Source organism: Marinococcus halophilus, from assembly GCF_002265875.1.
Classification (GTDB): domain Bacteria; phylum Bacillota; class Bacilli; order Bacillales; family Marinococcaceae; genus Marinococcus; species Marinococcus halophilus.
Window position 1 is genome coordinate 36,171 of sequence record NZ_NPFA01000003.1, and the last position, 22,307, is coordinate 58,477.

A 22,307-nucleotide genomic window follows, 5' to 3' on the forward strand; every position below is an offset into this window, starting at 1 on the left:
CAATCCACTCTGGACGTGCGTCAAACAGCCTAGGAGTTTTCCTCGGCAGTTCCGTGCCACTTTCTTATCCTCTTTTGCAGAACAGGTTTCAGTTGTTGGGTCCCATACCAGTTGGCCGACCGGTATGATACCAATAGAACAACTTCCCCGCTGTTCCACTCAAGGCAGGCTACGCTGTTGAAAGGTCTTCCCTTGGCCTTTACAACAGGTCTTACCGCAGGATGCATCCGGGACGGTATCCGTCTTCCGGGATGACCCGGATACATTACTGCAGCCTCCACGGCGAAAGGGTTCACGCCCACATGCCATTGTGGATCGCCCTTACGCCTTAACTCCCAGCACCGACCCAGGGCTGGGCGCCGCAAGCCGACGCCAGGAACTTCATCGATGTGCCCTTCAGCGGATTTTTAGGCCCGCCTTCGAAAATGGAGAACCGACTAGGATACTGCACCATTCAACTTTTCAGCCTTATTTTAGCACGGTTTGACTGTCATGAAAACTAATCCGCTCTTTTTTTAGTGGTTTCGCTGTCCAATATAATGTAGAAAGGAGACTAAAAGAGAAGTATCTACTGTCATCAGCCCAAGCAATTTTTCGGCCTCTTCGATATGATAGGTAAGTTTTTCTTTTGCCCCTTCGAGCGTGAGGAGCTTAGGGTACGTACTTTTTTCTTTCGATTCATCGCTACCGGAGGATTTCCCCATTTCTTCGAGAGAGCCTTCCACATCCAGAATATCGTCCTTAATCTGAAAAACGAGACCAAGCTCCCGTCCAAAAGCACGCCAGTTTTCCACGTCTGTGTTCGGGGCTTCCGCTATTAATGAACCGGAAACGACTGCGTATGTCAGCAGGGCCCCTGTTTTATGATGGTGAATGTATTCGAGCTCTTTTAGGTTCAACGCCTGCTTTTCACCTTCCAGGTCGGCCATTTGGCCGCCAACCATGCCTTCGCCTCCGGAGGCCCCAGCCAGTTCCTGAACCAGCTGAAGACGGGCTTCAGCTGAGGCTGGACGCCCCGCCTCAGCAACCCAAGTAAATGCTGTCGTCTGCAGCGCGTCTCCAGCTAAAATGGCAGTTGCTTCTCCAAACTTCCTATGATTCGTCGGCTGGCCGCGGCGCCAGTCGTCATCATCCATCGACGGAAGATCATCATGAACAAGTGAATACGTATGAATCAATTCCACGGCAGAGGCTGCCGGGAGGTCTTCTTCTTCCACCGGGCGGTAGCATTGCAGTACGGCCAGTGCCAGCAGCGGCCGCACACGCTTCCCCCCTGCTTCGAGAGAATACAGCATTGCTGCTTTTAGTGTATCTGGTGTTTTTAACGTACTCACCCGGTCAGTCAAAGCTTGGTCGACAGACGGCCGGTAGGTTTCAAAAAAATGCTGGAGGTCGACACTCATTCGTCCGGGGCCTCATTTTCAAGCGGTGTTACCTCGCCGTTTTCATCCACGATTTCATCCATTTGTTTTTCGACCTTTTGCAGCTTTTCATGGCACGTATTGGAAAGCGTCATGCCTTCCTGATACATCGTAATTGCTTTTTCTAAAGGTACTTCGCCTTCCTCAAGCCGTTCCACGATCTGCTCAAGCTTTTCCATCGCCTGTTCAAATGTTTGTTCCTGTTCTGCCAAAATTACCGCTCCTTTTCCGGATGGGAAAGCGCCTCAAAGCCGTCTTCCCCTTTTTCTTTAATTTCACATTGTAGGTAACCATCTGTCACATACATTCTCAAGCTGCTTCCTTCGTCTGCCTGGGCAATCGAAGACAGCACCTTATCATTTTCATCGTAAGCAACATTATACCCGCGTTGCAGAATGGCGAGTGGATTCAGCAGTTCAAGTGCCTGCAGCGACTTTGTAAAGGTCGCCTTTTTTCGCTCCACCTGCTGGTTCATCGCCTTTTGCAGCCGGGCCCGCTTTTCGTGCATTCTCTCGCGTTCAAGTTCAATTAAACGCTCAGGATGCTGGCGCATAAGCCGTTTTTCCATTTCTTCAAGCTTCTGCCTGCTTGTTTTCACTGTCTGGAACGTCTGCTTTTCCAGCCGCTCCATCACCCGGTCAAGGTCCTGTTCCTTTTGTTCAAATAAGCGCGCCGGATATTTAAACGCGTACGAACGCCGGAGCTTGGCAAGCCGGGTCCGCTGCTCCTGAACTTTATAATGCATCTGCCGGTGCAGGCGGTTTTGCATCTGGCGAATTTTCTCTTCAAGCTCGCTGACCATTGGCACAGCTATTTCCGCAGCAGCAGTCGGTGTAGCTGCCCGTACATCGGCTGTAAAATCGGCGATGGTGACGTCTGTTTCGTGGCCCACAGCAGAAATAACTGGTACATTTACATTCCGGATAGCCCGTGCCACCATCTCTTCATTAAACGCCCAGAGATCCTCAATAGAACCGCCTCCGCGCCCGACGATGACTAAATCCGCACTACTCATTTTTTCCACTCTTTCCAAAGCCCGGGTGACTGATTCCGGAGCCTGCTCCCCCTGCACCAGCACAGGGAATAACGTAATTTTTACTGGCGGGAAACGACGCTTAAGGGTAGAAATGATGTCCCGTATGGCTGCCCCGGTTGGCGACGTTATAACAACTATATGTCTTGGAATAGCCGGAAGCATACGTTTTTGATCCGCTGCAAATAACCCTTCTGCTTCGAGCTGCTTTTTCAGCTGTTCAAACCGCACATACAGCTGCCCGATGCCATCCGGCTCCATCGCGTTTACATACATTTGGTACTGCCCAAAAGGCTCATATACGGACACGCTTCCTGTCACCAGAACCTTCATTCCGTTTTCCGGCAGGAACGAAAGGTTTTTGTTTTTTCCGGCAAACATGACTGCTGATATTCTCGCCTGTTCGTCCTTTAGGGTGAAATACATATGGCCTCTACTGTGCTTTTTAAAATTCGAAATTTCTCCGCGGAGCCATACCTTCTGAAGCCCCGGGTTCTGTTCGATAGAACGCTTGATGGCACCTGTCAGCTGGGAAACGGAAAGCCATTTATCCGCAGGCGACTGCATATCTTTAAGCCCCCTGCCGGTGGAATCGTTTTGCAGACTGCAGCGTATTGTAAAGAAGCATCGTAATCGTCATCGGCCCGACTCCTCCCGGCACCGGTGTGAGATATGAAGCCTTCTCGCTCACTTCTTCAAAATCAACATCTCCGCACAGCTTTCCATCATCCTTGCGGTTCATGCCAACGTCTATAACGACAGCTCCCGGTTTAATATCTTTGCCTTTCACGAATTCCTGCTTGCCGATAGCTGCAATCAAAATATCCGCCGATTGCATATATGACTCCAGGTCTTTCGTGCGCGAGTGACAATAGGTGACCGTAGCGTTTTTATTAAGCAAAAGCTGTCCCATTGGCTTTCCGACGATATTGCTGCGTCCGAGAACGACAGCATGTTTACCCTCAATCGGGGCGCCGACGTATTCGAGCATTTTAATAATGCCGTACGGCGTACATGGAAGAAAAGCCTCCTGGCCGGTCATCATTCGTCCAATATTGATAGGATGAAATCCATCTACGTCTTTGTCCGGCGAAATGGTTTCAATTACTTTCTTATCTGAAATATGATCCGGAAGCGGGAGCTGCACAAGAATTCCATGAATTTCTTCATTGTCATTATATTCTCTTACAATCTGGAGCAATTCCTCTTCAGTAACGGATTCCGGCAGTTCTTTTAACTCTGAATGGATGCCGACTTCTTTAGAGGCCTTCTGCTTTCCTTTGACATACGACCTCGAAGCCGGATTATCTCCTACTAAAACTACGGCGAGTCCCGGTATTTGCTCTCCATTATTCCAGGAAGCGACTTCCTTCTTGATTTCTTCACGCAAAGAAGCTGCTACTTCTTTGCCGCTGATCAGTTGGGCACTCATTCACTCTCTCTCCCTTCACGTTCACAATCACTTAAAATATTCGACAACACGCCGTTGACAAATTTCCCTGCCTCCACACCACCAAATGCTTTGGCCAGCTCAATAGCTTCATTGACGCTGACATGCAGCGGAATATCAGGCACATATAGCATCTCATGTACGCATTCTCTTAAAATAGCACGGTCCACGTTCCCGACCCGTTCAAGAGTCCAGTGTTCAAGCTGATCTACGAGCCGTTCATCAATTTCTACAAGGTGTTCCCATACACCATGCACCGCAGAAATCAGAAATTCATCTGCTTCTTCATCCTCGAGCATGGAATTTTTTATTGCCTGGTCTGCATCAACATCTGTAATATCCATCTGGTACAGTGCCTGTACGGACCGAAGCCTGGCTAAACGTCGATTCATTTCGTGTTCTCCTTTTCTCCTATGTACCCGGAGCCGTATTCGTAAATGAAAGAAGGACGGCTCCCCCGAAAAGCGGTTGCGGGACAGCCCTCCCTGGTCATTTTTCTTGTTCCTGTAACGGCTGCTCTTCTTCAGGGAACTGCAGGCCGATAATGTGTACATTCACCGCCTCGATGTGAATATCAGTCATCCCCCGTACGGTCTGCTGAATGTTTTCCTGGACCTGCTTAGCCGTAACGGGCACAGAGCTTCCGTAGTGCATCAGCATGCTGATTGTCACCACTGCCCCGTGTTCAGTAAATTCTACCTTCACGCCTTTGCCATATGATTTCCGGCCGAAACGCTCTGCTACATCATCTGCGATGCTGCCCTGCAGACCGTATACCCCCTCGACCTCAAGTGCGGCAATGCTTGCCACTACTTCAATCACATCCCGGGCGATCTCAATATTTCCCAGACTTTCTTTTTCTTCATCTATCGTAAGCAGCGTGTATTCGCTCACAGCGCTCCCCGCTTTCTATGCAGCATGATTTTATTCGTCCTGCTCCGCCTCTGCTTCTGCTCTTTCTTTTTCTTCCGCTTCTTTTTGCTTTTGGACGTACTCGTATTTATACTGGCGGAACACGGGATATTCAGAAAGATTATCAGGGATCTTTCCCTTTTCAAGTAGAATCAATTTGACAATATCTTTGTTGCGGGCCATATGATATTTTTCTCCATACTCGTTTTCTTCAGCGAATTGTTTAATGCTTTGATAGTCTTCTTCCTGAATGGACACTGTATATTCATGGCCAGGTTCTCCGTACTCATGTTCAAAGCCTATTTCAAATTCCACGATCTGTATTTGGTCGCTTTTCATGTTGCGGGTCTGTTCAAGCACCGCTTTTGCGCCTTCCGTTAAATCATTCCATTCCATATAATAGCCTCTCTTTCCGTATTACCGCTCAAAATTCCATTCCATTATATCACGGTGTTTCTGCAATTTCACCGGTCCACAGCCGCCTGCGTGTATTGTTCAAGAAAAAACGGCCTCCCCAATGGCAGGCCGTTTGTTTTTAGGCACGGGAGGCGTATGCGCCGGTTCTTGTATCGACAACGATCCGCTCGCCTTCTTCAATGAAAATAGGGACCTGTAGACGGTATCCGGTCTCTACCACTGCCGGTTTGGATCCTCCGGACTGGGTGTTTCCTTTAATGCTCGGGTCTGTTTCTTTAACTTCGAGCTCTACCGTATTAGGCACTTCAACACCAAGCGTTTCTGTACCGTAGCTGGTAATAGACACTTCCATGTTTTCTTTTAGAAAGTTTAATTCATACTTCAGCTGCTCGCTCGTCAACTCCATTTGATCAAACGTTTCCATGTCCATAAATGTATGCACATCGCCGCTAGCGTACAAGTATTGCATTTTCCGGCGTTCAATGTGTGCATTATTTACTTTTTCACCAGCGCGAAAAGTTTTTTCCTGAATGTTGCCCGTACGCAGACTGCGAAGCTTAGAGCGGACAAATGCAGCCCCTTTTCCAGGCTTTACGTGCTGGAATTCGACAACTGTCCAAATATCGCCGTCTGTTTCAATGGTGAGCCCTGTTTTAAAATCGTTAACTGAAACCATAAACGTTCCTCCACTCTTCAATTGATCGATTATTACTATATCACAGCTGCCCGGTTTTTTATATGCAATCCCGGTTAATTGCCGACGATCGTGAGCTCTTTTGCAGAGTAGCTAAGCTTCCGGCTGCCGGTTTCGGTGATAAGAACGTCGTCTTCTATACGAACTCCTCCAAGCTCCGGCACGTATATCCCCGGTTCAATAGTAATTACCATGCCCGGTTCGAGCTCTACATCGCTTTTCGGAGAAACGCCGGGCTGTTCGTGCACTTCCATCCCAAGGCCGTGGCCGAGACTGTGGCCGAAGCGTTCACCGAACCCTTCTTTATTAATGTGATCTCTTGCAATGGCATCTGCTTCTTTCCCGGTCATGCCCGGCCCCACCTGCTCTACAGCTTTCATCTGGGCTTCGTAAACCGTCTGGTATATTTTTTTCATATCATCATTTGGTTCACCGACAGCGAGCGTTCTCGTGATATCCGAGCAGTACCCGTCCACGTAGGCCCCAAAATCAAGTGTCACAAGCTCCCCGTCCTCTATCACCTTATCGGAAGCGATACCATGGGGAAGGGCTCCTCTCCATCCGGAAGCAACGATAATATCAAAGGAAGAGCCCGCTGCACCGTTTTTTCTCATATAAAACTCCAGTTCGTTACTTACATCAAGCTCGGTCATATTCGGTGCAATGATCGATTTGATATGTTCAAACGCATCTTCAGCGATATTGACCGCTGTCTGCAGTTTTTCGACTTCCTCCTTTGATTTGTAGGCACGCTGCTTTTCTACGATTCCTGAAACCGGGGAAAGCGATCCGCTTAGTTTTTCTCTCATATCTTCAAACTGCGCATAGGTTACATGCTGCTTTTCAAACCCAACAGAGCTTACGTCCTCGCTTTGGGCAATTTCTTCGACCGTATCCCAGGCTGAGCCCTTCTGTTCGATAACATCGAAATCGAGCGCTTCATCGTTAGCCTGCTCTACGTAACGAAAATCTGTAATTAGGTGAGCCGATTTTTTTGTAATAATCAGCGTACCGGCCGAACCGGTAAAACCACTTACATAGCGTCGATTATAGGGGCTTTGTATAACAAGCGCATCAAGTTTTTTGTGCTCAAGCTCTTCCCGGATACGTGCTGTGATCTCATGCATTACCGACACCTCTTTTTGGATTAACTTTGCTTCCTTGTTTATCGTAACACAACGCGCGGTAAGGAAACAGACTTCGAGAAAGAGGTGGGCTTCTTCTATATATCACGTGTATTCTCATTAGATTATGGGAATGGTATTAATACAGTGAGAGAATGTTTAAAAGTAGCGCTTTCCATATCTTTATTGTAAAATTTAAGTATTAATTCAATTAACGCTTTTATCCACCCCACGCTTTAGGCCTCTGCAGAATCGTTGTCATTTCTCCGCATTGTTTTACAGCATTACTCAGCGGGTATGGAAATAAATCTTCTTATTAATCTGTACAAAGAATAGAAGAACACCTGGGCATTACTCATATATACTATTACATGTATTATGCACTCAGCTTTTTATATAACTACCTCTGGCCGCTGGTAACGCAAAAAATTTTTACGAAATGAGAGGTGTGTTCCATGCAGCAAGCGCTAAAAAACCCTATTGCTACTGTTGTGCTGGGACTTGCCATTTTAGGGGTGGGTTACCGGCTCGTAACAGATCCGCTCGGTCTGCTTCTCTACCTTGTTATTGGTGCAGCTATCGCTGTTGGTTTATATTTCCTTTTCACAAGAGTCATCATGAAGCGCGCGATGATGAACCAATACCAAGCTGGCTCTAATGCTGCCTCCGGTCGTCCCGGATCTGCAAAAGGAAATCAGGCGAAAAATTTTAAACAAGCCCAGAAGCAGCAGAAGAAAAAATCGGCTAAAAGTTCCAGTAAACGGCGTAACGAGGCAAACCTGAAAGTGATTCAGGGAAACAAAAACCGAAAAAAAGACCGGGCGTGACAAACGCCTGGTCTTTTTTTATTCATACGAGCGCTGGATGTCCCTCAGTGCCTGTACCCGCTCGCTGTCGTCTTCAAAATACTGCAGAACGTCTCCAATACGGTCGATGGCATCCCAGCTGAGATGGTGTTCAATTCCTTCTACATCTGCATATATTTTGTCCTCTTCCACCCCGATAATATGTAAAAACTTTTCGAGCAGCTCATGCCTGTAAACCAGTCGTTTACCTATTTTATTTCCTTTTGAAGTCAACACAAGCCCCCGGTACCGTTCGTAAATCAGATATTCCATTTTATCGAGCTTCTGAACCATTTTTGTTACAGAGGAAGGATGTACTTCCAGCGTTTCTGCAATATCTGATACCCTTGCATACCCTTTTGATTCGATCAATTGATAAATCCGCTCTAAATAATCTTCCATACTAGGAGTCGGCATCGGGACCCTCCAATAAATATGATAAAAACTGTTACACAAAAAAATTGGCTTTCTTTATTTTAACGAAACTATTTCTAAAAAACAAACCTTCTTTTTCTTATAATTAACCCTTATTTCTAATTTGCCCTCAGGAAAATTTTTTGTTCGATAATTAATTTCCTCGCATTTGAAGAGCTTTTCTTTTGTTCAACACTGCATTCTTGTACAATATAAAGTATTGAAGGAGGCAGCATTCATGAGCTATGTGATGTATAACGAATCCATTATTCCAAAAGAGGAAGCCGCTATTTCCTTTGACGATCGCGGTTATTATTTTGGCGACGGCATTTATGAAGTGATCCGGGTGTACAACGGAAAATTGTTTCTCCAGGAAGGGCATCTCGAACGGTTTCAGGACAGCGCTTCTAAACTCGATTTGACAGTCCCCTGCTCCCCTGACACGATGAAGTCGCTTCTTCGCCGTCTGATTGAGAAAAACGGACTTACTACGGGATATGTCTATTTTCAGCTGACCCGCGGTATTCAGGCCCGGGATCACTTGTACCAGCGCGGAACAGCCCCGGTGTTAACCGGCTTTACGAAAGCTTCCGAAGTGCCATTTGCTAAACAGGCTGACGGCATAAATGTGTACGCCACAGAAGACATCCGCTGGCTTCGCTGTGACATTAAAACCATTAACCTGCTCGGAAACGTGCTTGCCAAACGGGCCGCGGAAGATCACGACTGTGCGGAGGCGCTTCAGCACCGCGGAGAGGTTATTACGGAGGGCTCCTCTACCAATGCCTTTATCGTTAAAGACGAAACGGTCATCACTCATCCGCAGAGCAACTATATTCTTGAAGGTATTACTAAGCGCTACGTCCTTCAGCTGGCAAAGCAGTTGAATATTCCCGTCGAACAACGCCCGTTTACTATCGACGAAGCCATACAGGCTGACGAAATGTTTATGACGAGCACTTCGATTGAGATCGTGCCCGTCCGTTCTATTAAAGGCTCATTTCAAGCCGAGTACGGAAACGATCCAGTAACGAAGGAGCTTCTTGGAGAATTCCGCCGCGAAGTCGAGCTGTTCGAATCCGGGGACACCCAGCCGCTTGTTACCTACAACTAATTGGCCGCAACATCCCTTATATAAACGACCGCCCCCGGGGCGGTCGTTTGTTTTTTAATTGAGGGAGAACATCAGCGCCTGAAATTCCACTCATCGGTCTCGTATCGTTCTGCTGCCAGCGCCTCTACTTCTTTCTCCTGGTCCGCAGTTAGCTGATACTCTTCAAGGTCGGCATGCAGACCGTCGGCAAATCCTTCTTTAAAAGCACTCCTCAGATCTTCCAGCGTGAATGGTTTGTCTGTAAGCTCGTTGATCGCGACGGCTTTATTTTTAAAAGCCTGCTGCATTCTTTCCCGAACGCGCTCACTCGGATACTTAAACAAATCAAATAACTTGTCCTCATCCAGGTCCAGAATAATTGATCCGTGCTGCAGGATGACCCCGCGCTGTCTTGTCTGGGCACTTCCGGCAATTTTCCGGTCCTCTACGACCAGCTCATACCATGACGAGGCGTCAAAACAGTTAGCCGAACGGGGATTCTTTAACGAGTCTTCCTCCTCCTTCGTTTTCGGCACGGAAAAATAAGCATCCAGGCCAAGCTTTAAAAACCCCTGTAAAATTCCTTCCGAGAGTACCCGGTAGGCCTCGGTCACCGTTTCCGGCATTTCCGGATGATCTTCTGAAACAATAATGCTGTAGGTCAGCTCCTGATCGTGCAGAACCGCCCGGCCTCCCGTCGGCCGGCGCACAAAACCTACACCGTGCTTTTCCACTGCCTCCATATCAATATCCTTTTTTGCCTTCTGAAAGTAACCGACTGACAGCGTCGGCGGATTCCATCCGTAAAACCTTATCACTGGCGGAATTTGCCCTTCACTGTGCCACTGCAGCAGTTTTTCGTCGAGAGCCATATTATAGGCCGGCGACCGGTTGCCTGAATCTATAAAAAGCCAAGTATCTTTTGCCATTAACGTTCATCTCTCTTTCTCAATTTTTCCACTTCCATTGTAGCAGAGATCACTGCGTTCCATATATAAAAATGACCGCCCATTAATTAGAAATCTGGCAAAGCAACGGGGTTATGCGTTATAATTAATTTGCAATCGACCTGGAAAGAGGTGAAATAATATATATGATATTTGAATGGTTATGGGTAATGCTCATTGCAGTATTAGTTTTTCTGATTGTACGCCGGTTTGTCGGACCGAAGGACTTAACTGCATTACCACAGGAAGATTTTATCAAAGGCTATCGTAAAGCCCAGCTTATCGATGTGCGTGAGCCGAAAGAATACGATGGCGGACACATTCTCGGGGCCCGGAATATTCCCGTTTCGCAAATGAAGCAGCGGATGGTTGAAATCCGGGAAGACCAGCCTGTTTATTTATACTGCCAGTCTGGCATGCGTTCAAAGCAAGCCGCAAAGCTGATCAAAAAGCATAAGGGAAACCGGGATATTTACCACCTGAAAGGCGGATTTAAGCGCTGGACAGGCAAAATCAGTAAAAAGAAAAAAAGCGCATAATTAAAGGGAAGAGCAGGCGCTGCTCTTCCCTTTTTGTGTTTAATTTTCCTTTTATCGTTATTTCATGGATTTGAGCGAGGTTTCAGTATTATACGTCAGTACCGGTTTTCGTGCTGCCAGCGTCTCATCCAGTCTTCCGACTACGGTAGTATGAGGCGCTTCCTGTACCATTTCCGAGCTTTCCTCTGCCTCCCTGGCAATTTCAATCATGGCATCTGCGAAGGCATCAAGCGTTTCTTTGGCCTCGGTTTCGGTCGGTTCAACCATCATGCACTCTTCGACATTAATCGGAAAATAAATCGTTGGCGGATGATAGCCGTAATCCAGCAGTCGTTTAGCTATATCAAGCGTTCGTACTCCAAGCTGTTTCTGGCGCCTTCCTGATATAACAAATTCGTGCTTGCAGTGACGGCCATACGGAAGGTCAAAATAAGGCTCGAGCCGTCTCATTAAATAATTGGCGTTCAGCACTGCATATTCCGAAACTTTTTTGAGTCCCTCTGCACCCATCGTCCGGATATAGGTATAAGCACGTACGTTAATGCCAAAGTTCCCGTAATACGGCTTTACGCGGCCGATGGAATGCGGACGGTCTTTGTCCCAGTAGTACTTATCATTTTCTTTCGTGAGTACCGGCCCGGGCAGATAAGGGATCAGCTCTTTTTTTACGCCCACCGGACCGCTGCCGGGACCGCCGCCTCCATGTGGGCCGGTGAATGTTTTATGGAGATTTAAGTGTACAACGTCAAAGCCCATATCTCCGGGCCTTGTGATGCCCATGATAGCATTGGAGTTGGCTCCGTCGTAATATAAACGCCCGCCAGCCCGGTGAATCGTATCCGCTATTTCCATAATGTCTTCTTCAAACAGCCCAAGCGTGTTTGGATTCGTGAGCATAAGGGCAGCCGTTCTTTCGCCCGTAACTTCTTTTAGATGCTCAAGATCCACCAGGCCCCGGGCGTCCGTCCGGACCGTCACATGATCAAATCCTGCCACTGTTGCTGAAGCAGGGTTCGTTCCGTGCGCAGAGTCGGGGACGATCACTTCGGTGCGTTCCGTTTCACCGTTTGCTTCGTGAAGCGCCCGTATCAGCATCAGGCCGGTCCACTCTCCCTGGGCGCCGGCTGCCGGCTGCAGAGTGACTTCGTCCATGCCGGTTATTTCAGCCAGGGCCTGCTGCAGGTCGTGCATCATTTCGAGATTCCCCTGCACCTGAGTCTCCGGCTGATACGGATGCGTCGCGGCAAATCCAGCCATGCGGGCAGTTTCTTCATTGATCTTCGGATTGTATTTCATTGTGCAGGAGCCGAGAGGATAAAAACCAGAATCCACCCCGTAGTTCCGGTTCGACAGGGCCGTATAGTGGCGTACTAACTGGAGCTCGGACACTTCCGGGAGCGCCGGTTCTTCGTTGCGGATACTAGCCTCCGGCAAAATGTCACTTAGGCTTTGCTCAGGAATATTTGTTTCGGGAAGCGAATACGCTACCCGGCCTGATTTGCTCTGTTCAAAAATTAATGGCTGGTTAGGCTGTTTCATGTATAAGCACCTCCAATTGGTCGGCAAAGGTTTCAAGCTGTTCTCTTGTCCGAAGTTCGGTCACACATACGAGCATCTGGCCTTTTTTATCCGCTGAAACCTTCCCTAAATCATAACCGCCAATGATTCCATGCTGAAATAATTGTTCATTTACCTCCGATACCGGCCGGCTGAGATTGATGACAAATTCATTAAACGACGGTGATTCGTGGACCACCTGTATTCCTTTTTGCTTTAGCAGCTGCTTTAAAAAGTGAGTACCTTTAATATTTCGTTCTGCTGTTTCCCTCAAGCCTTTTTTACCGAGAGCTGTCATCGCTACAGAAGCCGCCAACGCATTCAAAGCCTGGTTCGAGCAAATGTTGGAGGTCGCTTTATCCCGGCGGATGTGCTGCTCTCTTGCCTGGAGGGTCAGTACGTAGCCGCGGCTTCCGTCTTCATCTTCAGTCTGCCCGACAAGCCGTCCGGGAACTTTTCGAATGTGTTTTTTGGTAGTCGCGAAAAAACCACAGTGCGGTCCGCCAAACTGCATCGGGATGCCAAGCGGCTGGGCGTCTCCCGCAACAATATCCGCCCCAAAGTGCCCAGGGGGCGTCAGTATGCCCAGGGACAGAGGATTAGCAGAAACAATCATTAAAGAATTTTCTTTGTCGGCTGCCTGTCTTACAGCCGCTAAATCTTCAATGGTTCCGTAGAAGTTCGGGTATTGTACGATTACTCCTGCGGTATCAGCATCGATCGTCTTTTCAAGCTTATCCAGATCCGTGCGGCCATCTTTTTCAGGAACAATTTTCACTGTAAGGCCGGGGCCTGCCGCATAGGTTTTCAATACATCGAGTGCTTCAGGATGGATGGTTTCTGATACTACAATGGTCCGCCGTTTCCCTCTGTTCTCACTCGCAGCCATCAGCGCTGCTTCAGCAAGCGCTGTTGGCCCGTCATACATTGACGAATTAGCGATATCCATTCCCGTAAGTTCACTGATCATCGTTTGAAATTCAAATATTGCCTGCAGCTCGCCCTGCGAAATTTCAGGCTGGTACGGAGTATACGCCGTATAAAATTCTGAACGCCGTAGCACATGGTCGACGACCGTTGGTATATAATGCTCGTACACCCCTGCTCCGAGATAAGATACACAGTCCTGCACGTTAGCGTTCCTGTCGCTAAGGCGTTTCATTTCCTTTAGAAGGTCCGTTTCCCCAAGAGCCTTTGGCAGATCCATTTCTCCGGCAAAGCGAATATTTTCCGGCACATCTTCAAATAATTCATCAATGGCATCCACGCCAATTGTTTTGAGCATTTCTTCTTTATCTTCACCGGTGACCGGCAAATAGCGATAATCCATTTTTGACGCCTCCTCGTATTATTTTTTCCGTTTGTAAAAAGGCACAGCTGCCACTTTCGCCCGCTTGGCTTTTCCACGCACATCCACCGCTACCGCCTGGTCCAGATTGCTCCATTCGGCATTTAAAAGTGCGAGTCCTACGTTTTTTTTGAGCGTCGGGGACTGGGTGCCTGTCGTGATCCATCCTATTTCTGCTCCGTCATCATTTCGTACGCCGTATCCCGGACGGGGTATCGCCTTATCGACCATTTCAATACCAACCAGCTTGCGTTTCAGTCCTGCTTCTTTTTGTTCCTTTAAAGCTTCTTTTCCGATAAAATCATTTTCTTGCTTCAGCTTTACACAAAAGCCGATGCCGGCTTCAAGCGGGGTGATATCTGCACTCAGTTCCTGTCCATACAACGGCAGCTTCGCTTCAAACCTCAGGGTATCCCTTGCGCCAAGTCCACAAGGGACAATGCCTCTGCTTTTTCCAGCTTCCATAATAGTCTCCCAGCAGTAAAGCGCATCCCCGGAGCGGCAGTATAATTCAAATCCGTCCTCACCGGTATAGCCAGTTCTTGATATAAGAACGTTTCCTGTTTCTCCGATAGAAGCACTGGCAGCAAATCGAAAAGGCAATATTTCTGAAAGAGATGCGTCGGTTACTTTCTGCAGTATCGTTTCCGCCTCCGGGCCCTGCACCGCAATTAATGCTGTCCTTTCTGAGATATCCGTGATGCTTACGTTTTCCGTCCCGTGCCGGCGAAGCCATTCGAGGTCCTTCTCAATATTGGCTGCGTTTAAAACAAGCATGTATTTTTCTTCTTCGAGCTGGTACACGAGCAGGTCGTCAACTGTGCCGCCATTTTCATAACACATAGCGGTGTACAGCGCTTTGCCGGGCTCCAGGTTTTTTATGTTATTTGTGAGCATGTACTGCAGAAAATCAGCAGCCTCTGGACCCTCTACGATCGCCTCGCCCATATGGGAGACGTCGAACAGGCCGGCTTTTGTACGAACCGCTTCGTGTTCGCTTTTGATGCCCGAAAACTGAACTGCCATTTCCCAACCACCAAAATCGACAGTTTTAGCTCCGTATTTTTCATACACTGAATACAGCGGAGTTCGTTTTAGTTCTGCCAAAGAAATCACCTCGTTTAATTATTTTTCTGAAAAATCAAAACAGTAAAAAACAAAAAAAGACAGAGCTCCCATGAATTATGGAAGCTCTGTCCTATAACCAGAAAGTTTCTCCTTTCCGCAATGCAGAAAGAGTGTCTTCGTGGGTGGCTTCAAAAGAAGCGCTCTCCAGAGGAGCGTCCAGTAAGAGTCTGTTTGCCTGAGAGATTCACCTGTTACGGTTTGCTCCTTCGGCGCTGCCTGGCAGTCTCTCCCCTTACCATCATCCGCGCATTATATGTACGTTCTTATTTGCTCATATTTTATCATTAATTCATATAAAAACCAATGCTAAAAAAAATGAAACCGAACATTTTCAATAAAACCATATTAATTATTCGTATGTATGTGCAGATCGGTTATTTCTTCCGGGAAAAATATTGTTTATACTAAAGACAGTATACTAATTGGAGGGAAACTATGAACTGGAAACAGCTACCGCTTGGACCACTGCAGACAAACTGCTATGTTCTGTACGATAATGATAAAAACGCTGTTATTATTGACCCGGCCGGTGATGCCGATAAACTGCTCACCTTTCTCCAGGAAAACGAGCTTCACCCCGTAGCAATTCTGTTAACACACGCCCATTTTGATCATATTGGGGCGCTTGATACTGCTCGGGAAGCATACAATATCCCGGTTTATCTTCACGAACAGGAAAGTGACTGGCTTGAAGACCCTCAGAAAAACGGTTCGGGCCGTATGATGCCAGAGGCTGCATTTACCACGAAGCCTGCCGATCACTTGCTGCAGTCAGAAGGAAGGCTTCAATTTGGCGGTTTTGAATTTCAATGGCTTCACACACCGGGGCATTCCCCGGGAAGTGTTTCCTATTGGCATAAAGAAACTAACACAGTATTTTCTGGTGACGTGTTGTTTTCAGGCGGGGTTGGCCGGACCGATCTCTACGGCGGCGATATGGATACACTGTTAGCCTCCATACACGAGCAGCTGCTTGACCTTCCTGAAAATACGGTTGTAGCCTGCGGCCACGGCCCCTTTACAGATATCGAAACCGAAATGAATTCCAATCCGTTTATTAATGGATTTGGTGCATAATGTGATAAGGACCCCTGTTTTTAAACAGAGGTCCTTTTATAATATATTACAGTGTTTGAAATTATCTTGAGCCCGGCTCCCTGTTTTCATCTGAATACTAAGATGCCCGTTACTCTGCTTCTTCCATCCATTGATATACGTGTTCATGCAGCTCTTGTTCCGTTTCTCCGCCTTCAGCCGGGTGCTCTGCTTCAGCCATCGGTTTTACCGTATATTGGTCTTCAGGGCCCGGAACTACCTGAGTAAAGTCAACGTTTGGGTTCGTTATGTTTATTTTTTCCCCGTCTTTTTCTATATCGAATGTTGCAATGCCGCCTGTATCGGTATAGTCCGTATCCTGCCCGGAATAAAAATTACCAAGCGAATAATAAACCAGCGTCTCATTGCCTTCTTCGCCCTCCACCCATTCCATCGGCTGAAGCACGTGAGGATGGTGGCCAAGAACTACGTCCACTTCCAGATCTGCAAGAAACTGAGCCAGTTCTTTCTGTTCTTCATTGGGGAGTCTTTCGTATTCACTTCCCCAGTGCATATTCACTACCACAACATCCGATTCATCTCTCATCGCTTCAACGTCTTCCTGTATTTGTTCCTTATCAATTTTCTGAACGACATAATCGTGCTCCTCCGGAATCGAAATGCCGTTCAACCCATACGTATAAGATAGAAAACCAATATCAACGTCTTTCACGTTTACGATACGCTTGCGCTCTGCATCCTCTTCGTCTTTATATACCCCTACGTAGTCCATGCCAATCTGCTCATAATGATTAATCGCGTTATTTACAGCTTCCATTCCGCGGTCGAGTGTATGGTTATTGGCCCCGGAAAGCATGTCCACTCCGGCATCCTGAAGATCATCTACAATCGCGTACGGGCTGTTAAAAGAAGGATAAGCTGACAAGCCGAGCTCTTCCCCGCCAGGGATCGATTCCTGGTTCACAATCATATAATCCGGTTCCTTAAGCATGGGCGTAACTGCCTTCAACGCCGGCGTGAAGTCATACTCTCCGTCTTCTTCCATCCTTTTATATACGCGTCCATGCAGCAGCACATCCCCAGCTGCTCCAACCGTGACGCTCTCATCTTCCTGTTTTTGCTCCTGTCTTTCAGTCTCTTTTTGTGTCTCTGAATTTTCGTTTTCCTGCGCTGATTCTTCCCCGGTGCTGCAGCCGCTCAGAACAATAAAACCAACAGTTATGCCTGCATAAAATTTTCGCATGAGTCCCTCTTTTCATTCAAATAGAATTACTAGTCGAAATATACTATAAGTTTACTAATAACTTCATAGAAATTGAAGGGGTTTCATAGCTTTTCATGGCTGCCGGGGAGAAACGTTTTTTCTTCCACGGATAATTAGTATTCCCAAAATACATAATAGCGGTACAATCACCCACCATTCCTGAGTAAGCAACGGATAGGAAAAGTTTTTCGTGGCCACTGGGTATAAAAGCTGGGTGCCATTTCCAAGAAAGTCAATCAGCATAGAGCCCGCCCCCAGCGTAACAAACGCAGCCGCCCAGGCTTTAGGAAATCCTCCACCCAAGGCAGGGCGAACAACTGCAGCGAGCGCCGCAGCAATAAACGGCATTGTTAAAAGCGTATGAAAGATATAGTTGCCAAATAATTTTGGAATATCAGGCACTAGTACTATCGCCCCGAATGCCATGATTTTCAGGCGATCTGAACTGATTAACCACGGGCTTCCGTAAAATATATACATTATCGCTGCACCAGTCAGCAGGTGAAGCAGTGTGCTTGGTACATGTTCAATTAAAATTTCAATCACAGGCGGTCCTTCTTTCTGCTGGAGATGATTGTTTTATTCACGGTTTTTTATTTTCATAAACTTTATCCGGGGTGCTCTAATTAACCAGGTTGGATTATACAGCTGTCAGGGTATGAAAAGAAAAGCACACAATTTATTTTCAGGAGTGATTTATAATGATTTCCGTGGAAAAACCTTCTGCACTCAACCGGGCGAGAAAGAAAAAAGTTGAGGCAATGAAGGCTGAAGGAGACTTTGCCAGCCAGTTGAAAACCATTCTGGTTTTCAGCACATCGATAAGCACTCAGCTGACAAAATGGACAACAGCTTTCGCCCGAAAAAAGCTATTTTTGCTCTTACCGGGGAAAAAATGTCCTTAAAAGACATAGCTTTTGTCATTAAATTAAAAGGATTTAACGGCCTTTATCGTTTGTTTTCCGCTTATAGTACTGTTTCTCATACAAATGAGTCTAGCGAAGCAGTCGTTATTTTTCAGCGGCGCCGTTAATGGAGACTATATAAAAAAACCAAATCCGTCTTTTATTCTTGCCTAAGCACAGCATACGGCCAATGGTTTGTATAGACAAACCGTTACCTGCTTCCATATACTATTAATAGGTGAATAGACAGAAAAAGCGGGGCCTTTTTGTTTTTCCTGTCGAATTTTAAATTTCTACATATTACAGAGGAGTGGGTAGTTTAACGCAAGCACCGTTTCGAGCGGAACATGCTGGGAGTTTCCTTCGTCCGGAGCGACTTAAAAAAGCCCGGCAACGGTATTCAGATGGTGAATTAAGCGCCGAAGCACTATGGGCCGTTACTGCAGGAAGCTGAAAAACATACGCCGCTTGAACAACCCGGTTTAAGCCCGCAGTGCGGCTTTGCTTCTACCGAAGAAGGTAATATTTTTACAGAAGAAGAGCAATGGGCGAAAGTACGCCACGTCGTTTCTCTTGCCGAAGACGTCTGGAATTAAGTATTCGGAAAAGAAGCCGGCGCCCCGGCTTCTTTTTTTATCACACCCACGAAGAGTAATGATTTATCTCTTCGCTGCGTTCGAATGCATAAATCTTTTCTGGCATTTATCACGGTCCCAATATTATAATTTCAGTAAGTATAAAAAAGGTGGAAGATAAAATGGTGATGGAAAGAGATATGGAAGCAATCAGGAAGCTGTTGATCGACTTGAAGGAGCAAAAACCCGGCTTCAGCCTGACATCCAAAAACGAAGAAACCGATTATTACATGTATTTGCTCACCGAAGGAGGCCTGATTGAGGCTACCCGCCACAAAACATTAAGCAAGCAGGTAACAAGCTATCACAATATTAAAATCACTTTTGCCGGCCATGATTTCATTGATGTGGCCGAGGATGAGGATATTTGGAACAGAACTCAGGAAAAAGCCATGGAAAAGGGCTGGTCAATGTCCAATATCCCTCTGACCGTTTTGACTGACCTACTTAAAACTACGCTCTACCAGCATTTAAGCAATGACTGACAGGCAGAATTAATCACAACTAATTTCTTATGTTTCAGGTTTTCTCACATAGCCCTTTTTAAGCCCCCTGGTTTATCAGGGGGCTTTTTTCATTTGTATACCCTGGCAAATGCTTTCACCTCCCTTTCTTTGCTGATTTACCTTCCACAATTTTTTAATTCTATTACCCACTGAAAAATTGGTACATTCTTCTTGCTCAATTAAAATCTTACTGTTTTTTTCGCTATTTTAATTTGTAACATTACGTTCGCGTTATTGGAAATATGACTTAGGAAAATACTTTTTATCTCTTTATTAATAAGGGTTTTTTAATATTACACATAATTTTTCATATATTTCAGAATGCTTAACCTTGTTACGTTTGCATTACATTCGTCCTATTTAACTTGAAAGTTTTTCTGCTTCAAGTTAAATTTACAAACATGCGACAGGCTAATTCACCATACGCATCTCAAAACTTATTTGCTCACATTCATTAACATTAAATACTTACAAATAAAAATTTTTATACTCTCTGAGGAGGAATTTTTTAATTATGATGAAAACTACGAAAGCTTCACATTGGATCGGCGGCGCAGTTCTTGGTACAGCTTTAGCTTTTGCAGCACCAGCGGTAAGTGACGCATCAGACAGTCTGCTTGTTCAGGGCGATTCCAATGATTCCGTATCCGAAGCCCAGTCTGTACTCGACGATAAAGGGTACTACGATTACGAAGTGGACGGAATTTTCGGTTCAATCACTGCAGCTGCTGTTCGTGATTTTCAGGCTGACGAAGGTCTTACGGTCGATGGTATCATCGGGCCAAATACAAAAGCAGCACTTTACGGGGAAAGCTCCAGCAGTTCCAGTGAAAATGAGGCTGTAGAAAGCTCTGAAGCGGACGGCAGCGGCAAGGAAGCAGTAGAATCTGCCTCCACTTCTGAAAGCAGCAGCTCTAAAGACACTTCCGGCGGAGAGTCCATGACAGTTGAAGCTACTGCTTATACAGCTGACTGCGCAGGCTGCAGCGGCATCACTGCTACAGGGGTTAACTTAAATACCAACCGTTATGCAAAAGTAATAGCTGTAGACCCTGATGTTATTCCACTTGGCTCTGAAGTACAAATCGAAGGCATGGGTACTTATACGGCAGCGGATACTGGCGGAGCCATCAACGGGAATCGCATTGACGTTCACGTTCCAAGCAAATCTGAAGCATATTCTTTTGGGCGCCGAAGCGTTGAAGTAACCGTAGTAGACTAATCTACTTATTGGATTTTATAGTGAAATGAAAAGACGCCTTTCCATTTTGATTGGAAAGGCGTCTCTTTTATGATAGCTTTAGTCGTTTACCATTTTGTGTACGGGAGAAATTTACCGTTCAACGTGACTACTACCCGGTCTCCACCTGGATCCTCCTCACGCTCTACGTCCATTTTAAAATCGATGGCGCTCATAATGCCATCACCGAATTCTTCATGAATAATTTCCTTTAATGTGGTGCCGTATACCTGAGTAATTTCATGGAATCGATAAATAAGCGGATCTGTTGGAACGTCTTCGCTTAATGAGCCTTTGTACGGTGGCGTCATCAGTTCATGCTTGATTTCCTCATAAGGAATTTCAAGGTAGTTCAAGAGCGCTTCTGCTTCTTTTTCATCCATCGATGCCTGGCCCTGAATAACAGCAGCCACCCATGTTTTATTGCGACCCACAGCTTCCGCTAGATCCTGATAAGTAGCTCTTTTTCGATTTTTTGCTTCTATCAGCTTGGCGGTGACTTCACTCATATCCATTTATTTTATCTCCTTCCTTGTTTTGTTCTATTTCACCTTAACATGCAGCCATTACCTGAATATATGAATACCGTCATCTTTTTTAATATAAATTAGAAGCAGCAAGCGTTAAATCTAGTTCTAACAGTTCATTTTTCCTCAATACCCCGTTTTATTGTTTCAAAAAGATGCGTCAGGGATATATGTATAGTTACCTGCATATTTTTATGCTGTTTTTAAAAGTGACTCTACCAGGCTTCAGCAGCAATGAGTTAGACCATTGGGAGCTAATCATAAGCTGAAAAGAAAAAGCCCGAGCGCTGATTCTTTTTAGTTCCAGGCATGCATCGGGTGCTTCTGTGACTAAACCAGATTATTACTATTACCCCATGAAGGAGTGCTTGCAATGTCTTATTCTTCTCCCTATATTGTTACAACGGTTGCTGACGCAAATTATGCGGAGCATACAGCTGTTTCCCTGACTTCCTTGCTTACGAACACAGCGAAGCCGGAAAGTATCGAATTTCACGTTATCGAAACTGGCTGGAGCAGCTACCAAAAGCAAATGCTCGAACAACTCGGAGCTCATTTTAAATCCCGTGTCGTCTTCCATGCGATCGACACAAACAAGTATAAAAACCTTTTTCAGGCAAACCATAAATATTCTTATCACATTACTAACGCTGCCTATTACCGGTTATCCATTCCATACTTGTTTACCGACGTAAATAAAGTATTGTATATCGACTGCGATACCATCATTCAAGAGGATATTACAGTACTCTGGAAGGTTCCCTTGCGGCGCCAGGTTATTGCCGCAGTAGAAAACTTCGGCGGTTTTTACCGTAATGATGACCTATTTATGCCCCCCGAAGCTAAGTATTTTAATTCCGGAGTGATGATGATTCAGGTTCCGAATTGGAAAAAACACCAGGTGACCGATCAAGTCGTTCAGTTTATCCAGAAGCATGAAAGCCGGATGCTTTACCACGACCAGGACGGTCTGAATGCTGTGCTTTATAACCATTGGTTCGAGCTCCACCCGAAATGGAATACGATGACCGATATGTTCCTGAAGGCTGTGCCCGATACCAGGCAGGGAAAAAAGGTAACCAGCGCTGCCGGAAACCCGGCCGTTATCCATTATACCGGCCCGGAAAAACCGTGGCAGCCAAACACCAGGCATCCTTTAAAATCTCTGTATCATAAATACGCCGCCCAAAAAGAAGAAATTGTAGTAAAACCAACTTCCCTATAATATTCTTGCCGCACTTCATCTATAAAT

25 protein-coding genes, 1 pseudogene and 2 riboswitches are annotated in these 22,307 nt (G+C 46.2%); of the genes and pseudogenes, 9 read left to right on the forward strand and 17 right to left on the reverse strand.

Going from position 1 to position 22,307, the window contains the following annotated elements; genetic code table 11:
* Positions 1-515: 515 nt before the first annotated feature.
* From CHL76_RS04090 to CHL76_RS04130, 9 genes are all read right to left on the reverse strand, one after another.
* Positions 516-1,403 (reverse strand): polyprenyl synthetase family protein, encoded by an 888-nt coding sequence (locus CHL76_RS04090; RefSeq protein WP_094907929.1) that lies wholly within the window; start codon positions 1,401-1,403, stop codon positions 516-518.
* Entirely contained in the window at positions 1,400-1,633 is a 234-nt protein-coding gene (gene xseB / locus CHL76_RS04095) for an exodeoxyribonuclease VII small subunit (RefSeq protein WP_261763971.1), read from the reverse strand. Before xseB ends, CHL76_RS04090 begins: the two co-directional genes overlap by 4 nt.
* A gap of 2 nt (positions 1,634-1,635) precedes the next feature.
* Positions 1,636-3,021: an exodeoxyribonuclease VII large subunit gene (gene xseA, locus CHL76_RS04100; protein WP_079476780.1), complete on the reverse strand. Its 1,386-nt coding sequence runs from the start codon at positions 3,019-3,021 to the stop codon at positions 1,636-1,638.
* A 4-nt stretch (positions 3,022-3,025) separates the two neighbouring features.
* Positions 3,026-3,886 (reverse strand): bifunctional methylenetetrahydrofolate dehydrogenase/methenyltetrahydrofolate cyclohydrolase FolD, encoded by an 861-nt coding sequence (gene folD, locus CHL76_RS04105; protein ID WP_094907930.1) that lies wholly within the window; start codon positions 3,884-3,886, stop codon positions 3,026-3,028.
* Complete coding sequence (gene nusB / locus CHL76_RS04110; RefSeq protein WP_022793584.1) at positions 3,883-4,296, reverse strand: transcription antitermination factor NusB; 414 nt, start codon at positions 4,294-4,296, stop codon at positions 3,883-3,885. Before nusB ends, folD begins: the two co-directional genes overlap by 4 nt.
* Positions 4,297-4,393: 97 nt before the next feature.
* Positions 4,394-4,798 (reverse strand): Asp23/Gls24 family envelope stress response protein, encoded by a 405-nt coding sequence (locus CHL76_RS04115; protein ID WP_079476782.1) that lies wholly within the window; start codon positions 4,796-4,798, stop codon positions 4,394-4,396.
* 30 nt (positions 4,799-4,828) lie between these two features.
* Positions 4,829-5,212: a hypothetical protein gene (locus tag CHL76_RS04120; protein ID WP_079476783.1), complete on the reverse strand. Its 384-nt coding sequence runs from the start codon at positions 5,210-5,212 to the stop codon at positions 4,829-4,831.
* A gap of 139 nt (positions 5,213-5,351) precedes the next feature.
* Entirely contained in the window at positions 5,352-5,909 is a 558-nt protein-coding gene (gene efp / locus CHL76_RS04125) for an elongation factor P (protein ID WP_079476784.1), read from the reverse strand.
* A 74-nt stretch (positions 5,910-5,983) separates the two neighbouring features.
* Positions 5,984-7,054: a M24 family metallopeptidase gene (locus tag CHL76_RS04130; protein ID WP_079476785.1), complete on the reverse strand. Its 1,071-nt coding sequence runs from the start codon at positions 7,052-7,054 to the stop codon at positions 5,984-5,986.
* A 452-nt stretch (positions 7,055-7,506) separates the two neighbouring features.
* Between CHL76_RS04130 and CHL76_RS04135 the strand changes: the two genes are divergently transcribed.
* Positions 7,507-7,878 carry a hypothetical protein gene (locus tag CHL76_RS04135; protein ID WP_079476786.1) on the forward strand — a complete coding sequence of 124 codons (372 nt, stop codon included), beginning with the start codon at positions 7,507-7,509 and terminating at the stop codon, positions 7,876-7,878.
* 18 nt (positions 7,879-7,896) lie between these two features.
* Here CHL76_RS04135 and mntR read toward each other — a convergent pair whose 3' ends face one another.
* Positions 7,897-8,313 carry a transcriptional regulator MntR gene (gene mntR, locus CHL76_RS04140; protein WP_079476787.1) on the reverse strand — a complete coding sequence of 139 codons (417 nt, stop codon included), beginning with the start codon at positions 8,311-8,313 and terminating at the stop codon, positions 7,897-7,899.
* Between the two features lie 235 nt (positions 8,314-8,548).
* Between mntR and dat the strand changes: the two genes are divergently transcribed.
* Complete coding sequence (gene dat, locus CHL76_RS04145) at positions 8,549-9,424, forward strand: D-amino-acid transaminase (protein WP_094907931.1); 876 nt, start codon at positions 8,549-8,551, stop codon at positions 9,422-9,424.
* Between the two features lie 71 nt (positions 9,425-9,495).
* Here dat and CHL76_RS04150 read toward each other — a convergent pair whose 3' ends face one another.
* On the reverse strand, positions 9,496-10,332 hold the full coding sequence (locus CHL76_RS04150) for a lipoate--protein ligase family protein (RefSeq protein ID WP_079476789.1): 837 nt from the start codon (positions 10,330-10,332) through the stop codon (positions 9,496-9,498).
* Positions 10,333-10,496: 164 nt separating this feature from the next.
* Here CHL76_RS04150 and CHL76_RS04155 point away from each other — a divergent pair, with 164 nt between their 5' ends.
* Positions 10,497-10,889: a rhodanese-like domain-containing protein gene (locus tag CHL76_RS04155; protein WP_094907932.1), complete on the forward strand. Its 393-nt coding sequence runs from the start codon at positions 10,497-10,499 to the stop codon at positions 10,887-10,889.
* Positions 10,890-10,946: 57 nt separating this feature from the next.
* Here CHL76_RS04155 and gcvPB read toward each other — a convergent pair whose 3' ends face one another.
* The 3 genes from gcvPB to gcvT are packed head-to-tail and all read right to left on the reverse strand — an operon-like array spanning position 10,947 to position 14,901.
* Entirely contained in the window at positions 10,947-12,428 is a 1,482-nt protein-coding gene (gcvPB, locus tag CHL76_RS04160; RefSeq protein WP_094907933.1) for an aminomethyl-transferring glycine dehydrogenase subunit GcvPB, read from the reverse strand.
* Positions 12,415-13,776 (reverse strand): aminomethyl-transferring glycine dehydrogenase subunit GcvPA, encoded by a 1,362-nt coding sequence (gcvPA, locus tag CHL76_RS04165; protein WP_094907934.1) that lies wholly within the window; start codon positions 13,774-13,776, stop codon positions 12,415-12,417. The genes gcvPB and gcvPA overlap by 14 nt, the downstream gene beginning before the upstream one ends.
* Positions 13,777-13,794: 18 nt before the next feature.
* On the reverse strand, positions 13,795-14,901 hold the full coding sequence (gene gcvT / locus CHL76_RS04170; RefSeq protein WP_094907935.1) for a glycine cleavage system aminomethyltransferase GcvT: 1,107 nt from the start codon (positions 14,899-14,901) through the stop codon (positions 13,795-13,797).
* An 84-nt stretch (positions 14,902-14,985) separates the two neighbouring features.
* Positions 14,986-15,072, reverse strand: a riboswitch (glycine riboswitch).
* 3 nt (positions 15,073-15,075) lie between these two features.
* Positions 15,076-15,164, reverse strand: a riboswitch (glycine riboswitch).
* A 193-nt stretch (positions 15,165-15,357) separates the two neighbouring features.
* On the opposite strand from gcvT, the gene CHL76_RS04175 reads away from it, so the two are divergent.
* Positions 15,358-15,999 carry an MBL fold metallo-hydrolase gene (locus tag CHL76_RS04175; protein WP_079476793.1) on the forward strand — a complete coding sequence of 214 codons (642 nt, stop codon included), beginning with the start codon at positions 15,358-15,360 and terminating at the stop codon, positions 15,997-15,999.
* Positions 16,000-16,108: 109 nt separating this feature from the next.
* Here the strand turns inward: CHL76_RS04175 and CHL76_RS04180 are convergent, their stop codons facing one another.
* Complete coding sequence (locus CHL76_RS04180; protein ID WP_094907936.1) at positions 16,109-17,221, reverse strand: CapA family protein; 1,113 nt, start codon at positions 17,219-17,221, stop codon at positions 16,109-16,111.
* A gap of 93 nt (positions 17,222-17,314) precedes the next feature.
* Positions 17,315-17,788, reverse strand: a complete 474-nt coding sequence (locus CHL76_RS04185; protein ID WP_094907937.1) for a metal-dependent hydrolase — start codon at positions 17,786-17,788, stop codon at positions 17,315-17,317.
* 155 nt (positions 17,789-17,943) lie between these two features.
* On the opposite strand from CHL76_RS04185, the gene CHL76_RS04190 reads away from it, so the two are divergent.
* From CHL76_RS04190 to CHL76_RS04205, 4 genes and pseudogenes are all read left to right on the forward strand, one after another.
* Positions 17,944-18,147, forward strand: a complete 204-nt coding sequence (locus CHL76_RS04190) for a hypothetical protein (RefSeq protein ID WP_094907938.1) — start codon at positions 17,944-17,946, stop codon at positions 18,145-18,147.
* A 455-nt stretch (positions 18,148-18,602) separates the two neighbouring features.
* Positions 18,603-18,743 (forward strand): annotated as a pseudogene (locus CHL76_RS17245) (5-methyltetrahydropteroyltriglutamate--homocysteine S-methyltransferase); the annotation flags it as partial.
* A 161-nt stretch (positions 18,744-18,904) separates the two neighbouring features.
* Positions 18,905-19,267: a DUF2513 domain-containing protein gene (locus CHL76_RS04200; RefSeq protein WP_079476797.1), complete on the forward strand. Its 363-nt coding sequence runs from the start codon at positions 18,905-18,907 to the stop codon at positions 19,265-19,267.
* Positions 19,268-19,802: 535 nt separating this feature from the next.
* A complete protein-coding gene (locus tag CHL76_RS04205) occupies positions 19,803-20,510 on the forward strand; it encodes a 3D domain-containing protein (protein WP_079476798.1) in 708 nt (235 codons plus the stop codon).
* Positions 20,511-20,596: 86 nt separating this feature from the next.
* On the opposite strand, the gene cynS is transcribed toward CHL76_RS04205, so the two are convergent.
* On the reverse strand, positions 20,597-21,043 hold the full coding sequence (cynS, locus tag CHL76_RS04210) for a cyanase (protein WP_094907939.1): 447 nt from the start codon (positions 21,041-21,043) through the stop codon (positions 20,597-20,599).
* Between the two features lie 385 nt (positions 21,044-21,428).
* Between cynS and CHL76_RS04215 the strand changes: the two genes are divergently transcribed.
* Entirely contained in the window at positions 21,429-22,280 is an 852-nt protein-coding gene (locus CHL76_RS04215) for a glycosyltransferase family 8 protein (protein WP_094907940.1), read from the forward strand.
* The last annotated feature ends 27 nt before the right edge of the window (positions 22,281-22,307 follow it).

Excerpts from the sequence above, each read along its gene's own strand:
- CHL76_RS04090 (WP_094907929.1), bottom strand. The coding sequence starts at position 1,403 with ATGAGTGTCGACCTCCAGCATTTTTTTGAAACCTACCGGCCGTCTGTC.
- xseA (WP_079476780.1), bottom strand. The coding sequence starts at position 3,021 with ATGCAGTCGCCTGCGGATAAATGGCTTTCCGTTTCCCAGCTGACAGGT.
- folD (WP_094907930.1), bottom strand. The coding sequence starts at position 3,886 with ATGAGTGCCCAACTGATCAGCGGCAAAGAAGTAGCAGCTTCTTTGCGT.
- nusB (WP_022793584.1), bottom strand. The coding sequence starts at position 4,296 with ATGAATCGACGTTTAGCCAGGCTTCGGTCCGTACAGGCACTGTACCAG.
- CHL76_RS04120 (WP_079476783.1), bottom strand. The coding sequence starts at position 5,212 with ATGGAATGGAATGATTTAACGGAAGGCGCAAAAGCGGTGCTTGAACAG.
- efp (WP_079476784.1), bottom strand. The coding sequence starts at position 5,909 with ATGGTTTCAGTTAACGATTTTAAAACAGGGCTCACCATTGAAACAGAC.
- CHL76_RS04130 (WP_079476785.1), bottom strand. The coding sequence starts at position 7,054 with ATGCATGAGATCACAGCACGTATCCGGGAAGAGCTTGAGCACAAAAAA.
- CHL76_RS04135 (WP_079476786.1), top strand. The coding sequence starts at position 7,507 with ATGCAGCAAGCGCTAAAAAACCCTATTGCTACTGTTGTGCTGGGACTT.
- mntR (WP_079476787.1), bottom strand. The coding sequence starts at position 8,313 with ATGCCGACTCCTAGTATGGAAGATTATTTAGAGCGGATTTATCAATTG.
- dat (WP_094907931.1), top strand. The coding sequence starts at position 8,549 with ATGAGCTATGTGATGTATAACGAATCCATTATTCCAAAAGAGGAAGCC.
- CHL76_RS04150 (WP_079476789.1), bottom strand. The coding sequence starts at position 10,332 with ATGGCAAAAGATACTTGGCTTTTTATAGATTCAGGCAACCGGTCGCCG.
- CHL76_RS04155 (WP_094907932.1), top strand. The coding sequence starts at position 10,497 with ATGATATTTGAATGGTTATGGGTAATGCTCATTGCAGTATTAGTTTTT.
- gcvPB (WP_094907933.1), bottom strand. The coding sequence starts at position 12,428 with ATGAAACAGCCTAACCAGCCATTAATTTTTGAACAGAGCAAATCAGGC.
- gcvPA (WP_094907934.1), bottom strand. The coding sequence starts at position 13,776 with ATGGATTATCGCTATTTGCCGGTCACCGGTGAAGATAAAGAAGAAATG.
- CHL76_RS04175 (WP_079476793.1), top strand. The coding sequence starts at position 15,358 with ATGAACTGGAAACAGCTACCGCTTGGACCACTGCAGACAAACTGCTAT.
- CHL76_RS04180 (WP_094907936.1), bottom strand. The coding sequence starts at position 17,221 with ATGCGAAAATTTTATGCAGGCATAACTGTTGGTTTTATTGTTCTGAGC.
- CHL76_RS04190 (WP_094907938.1), top strand. The coding sequence starts at position 17,944 with ATGATTTCCGTGGAAAAACCTTCTGCACTCAACCGGGCGAGAAAGAAA.
- CHL76_RS04200 (WP_079476797.1), top strand. The coding sequence starts at position 18,905 with ATGGTGATGGAAAGAGATATGGAAGCAATCAGGAAGCTGTTGATCGAC.
- CHL76_RS04205 (WP_079476798.1), top strand. The coding sequence starts at position 19,803 with ATGATGAAAACTACGAAAGCTTCACATTGGATCGGCGGCGCAGTTCTT.
- cynS (WP_094907939.1), bottom strand. The coding sequence starts at position 21,043 with ATGGATATGAGTGAAGTCACCGCCAAGCTGATAGAAGCAAAAAATCGA.
- CHL76_RS04215 (WP_094907940.1), top strand. The coding sequence starts at position 21,429 with ATGTCTTATTCTTCTCCCTATATTGTTACAACGGTTGCTGACGCAAAT.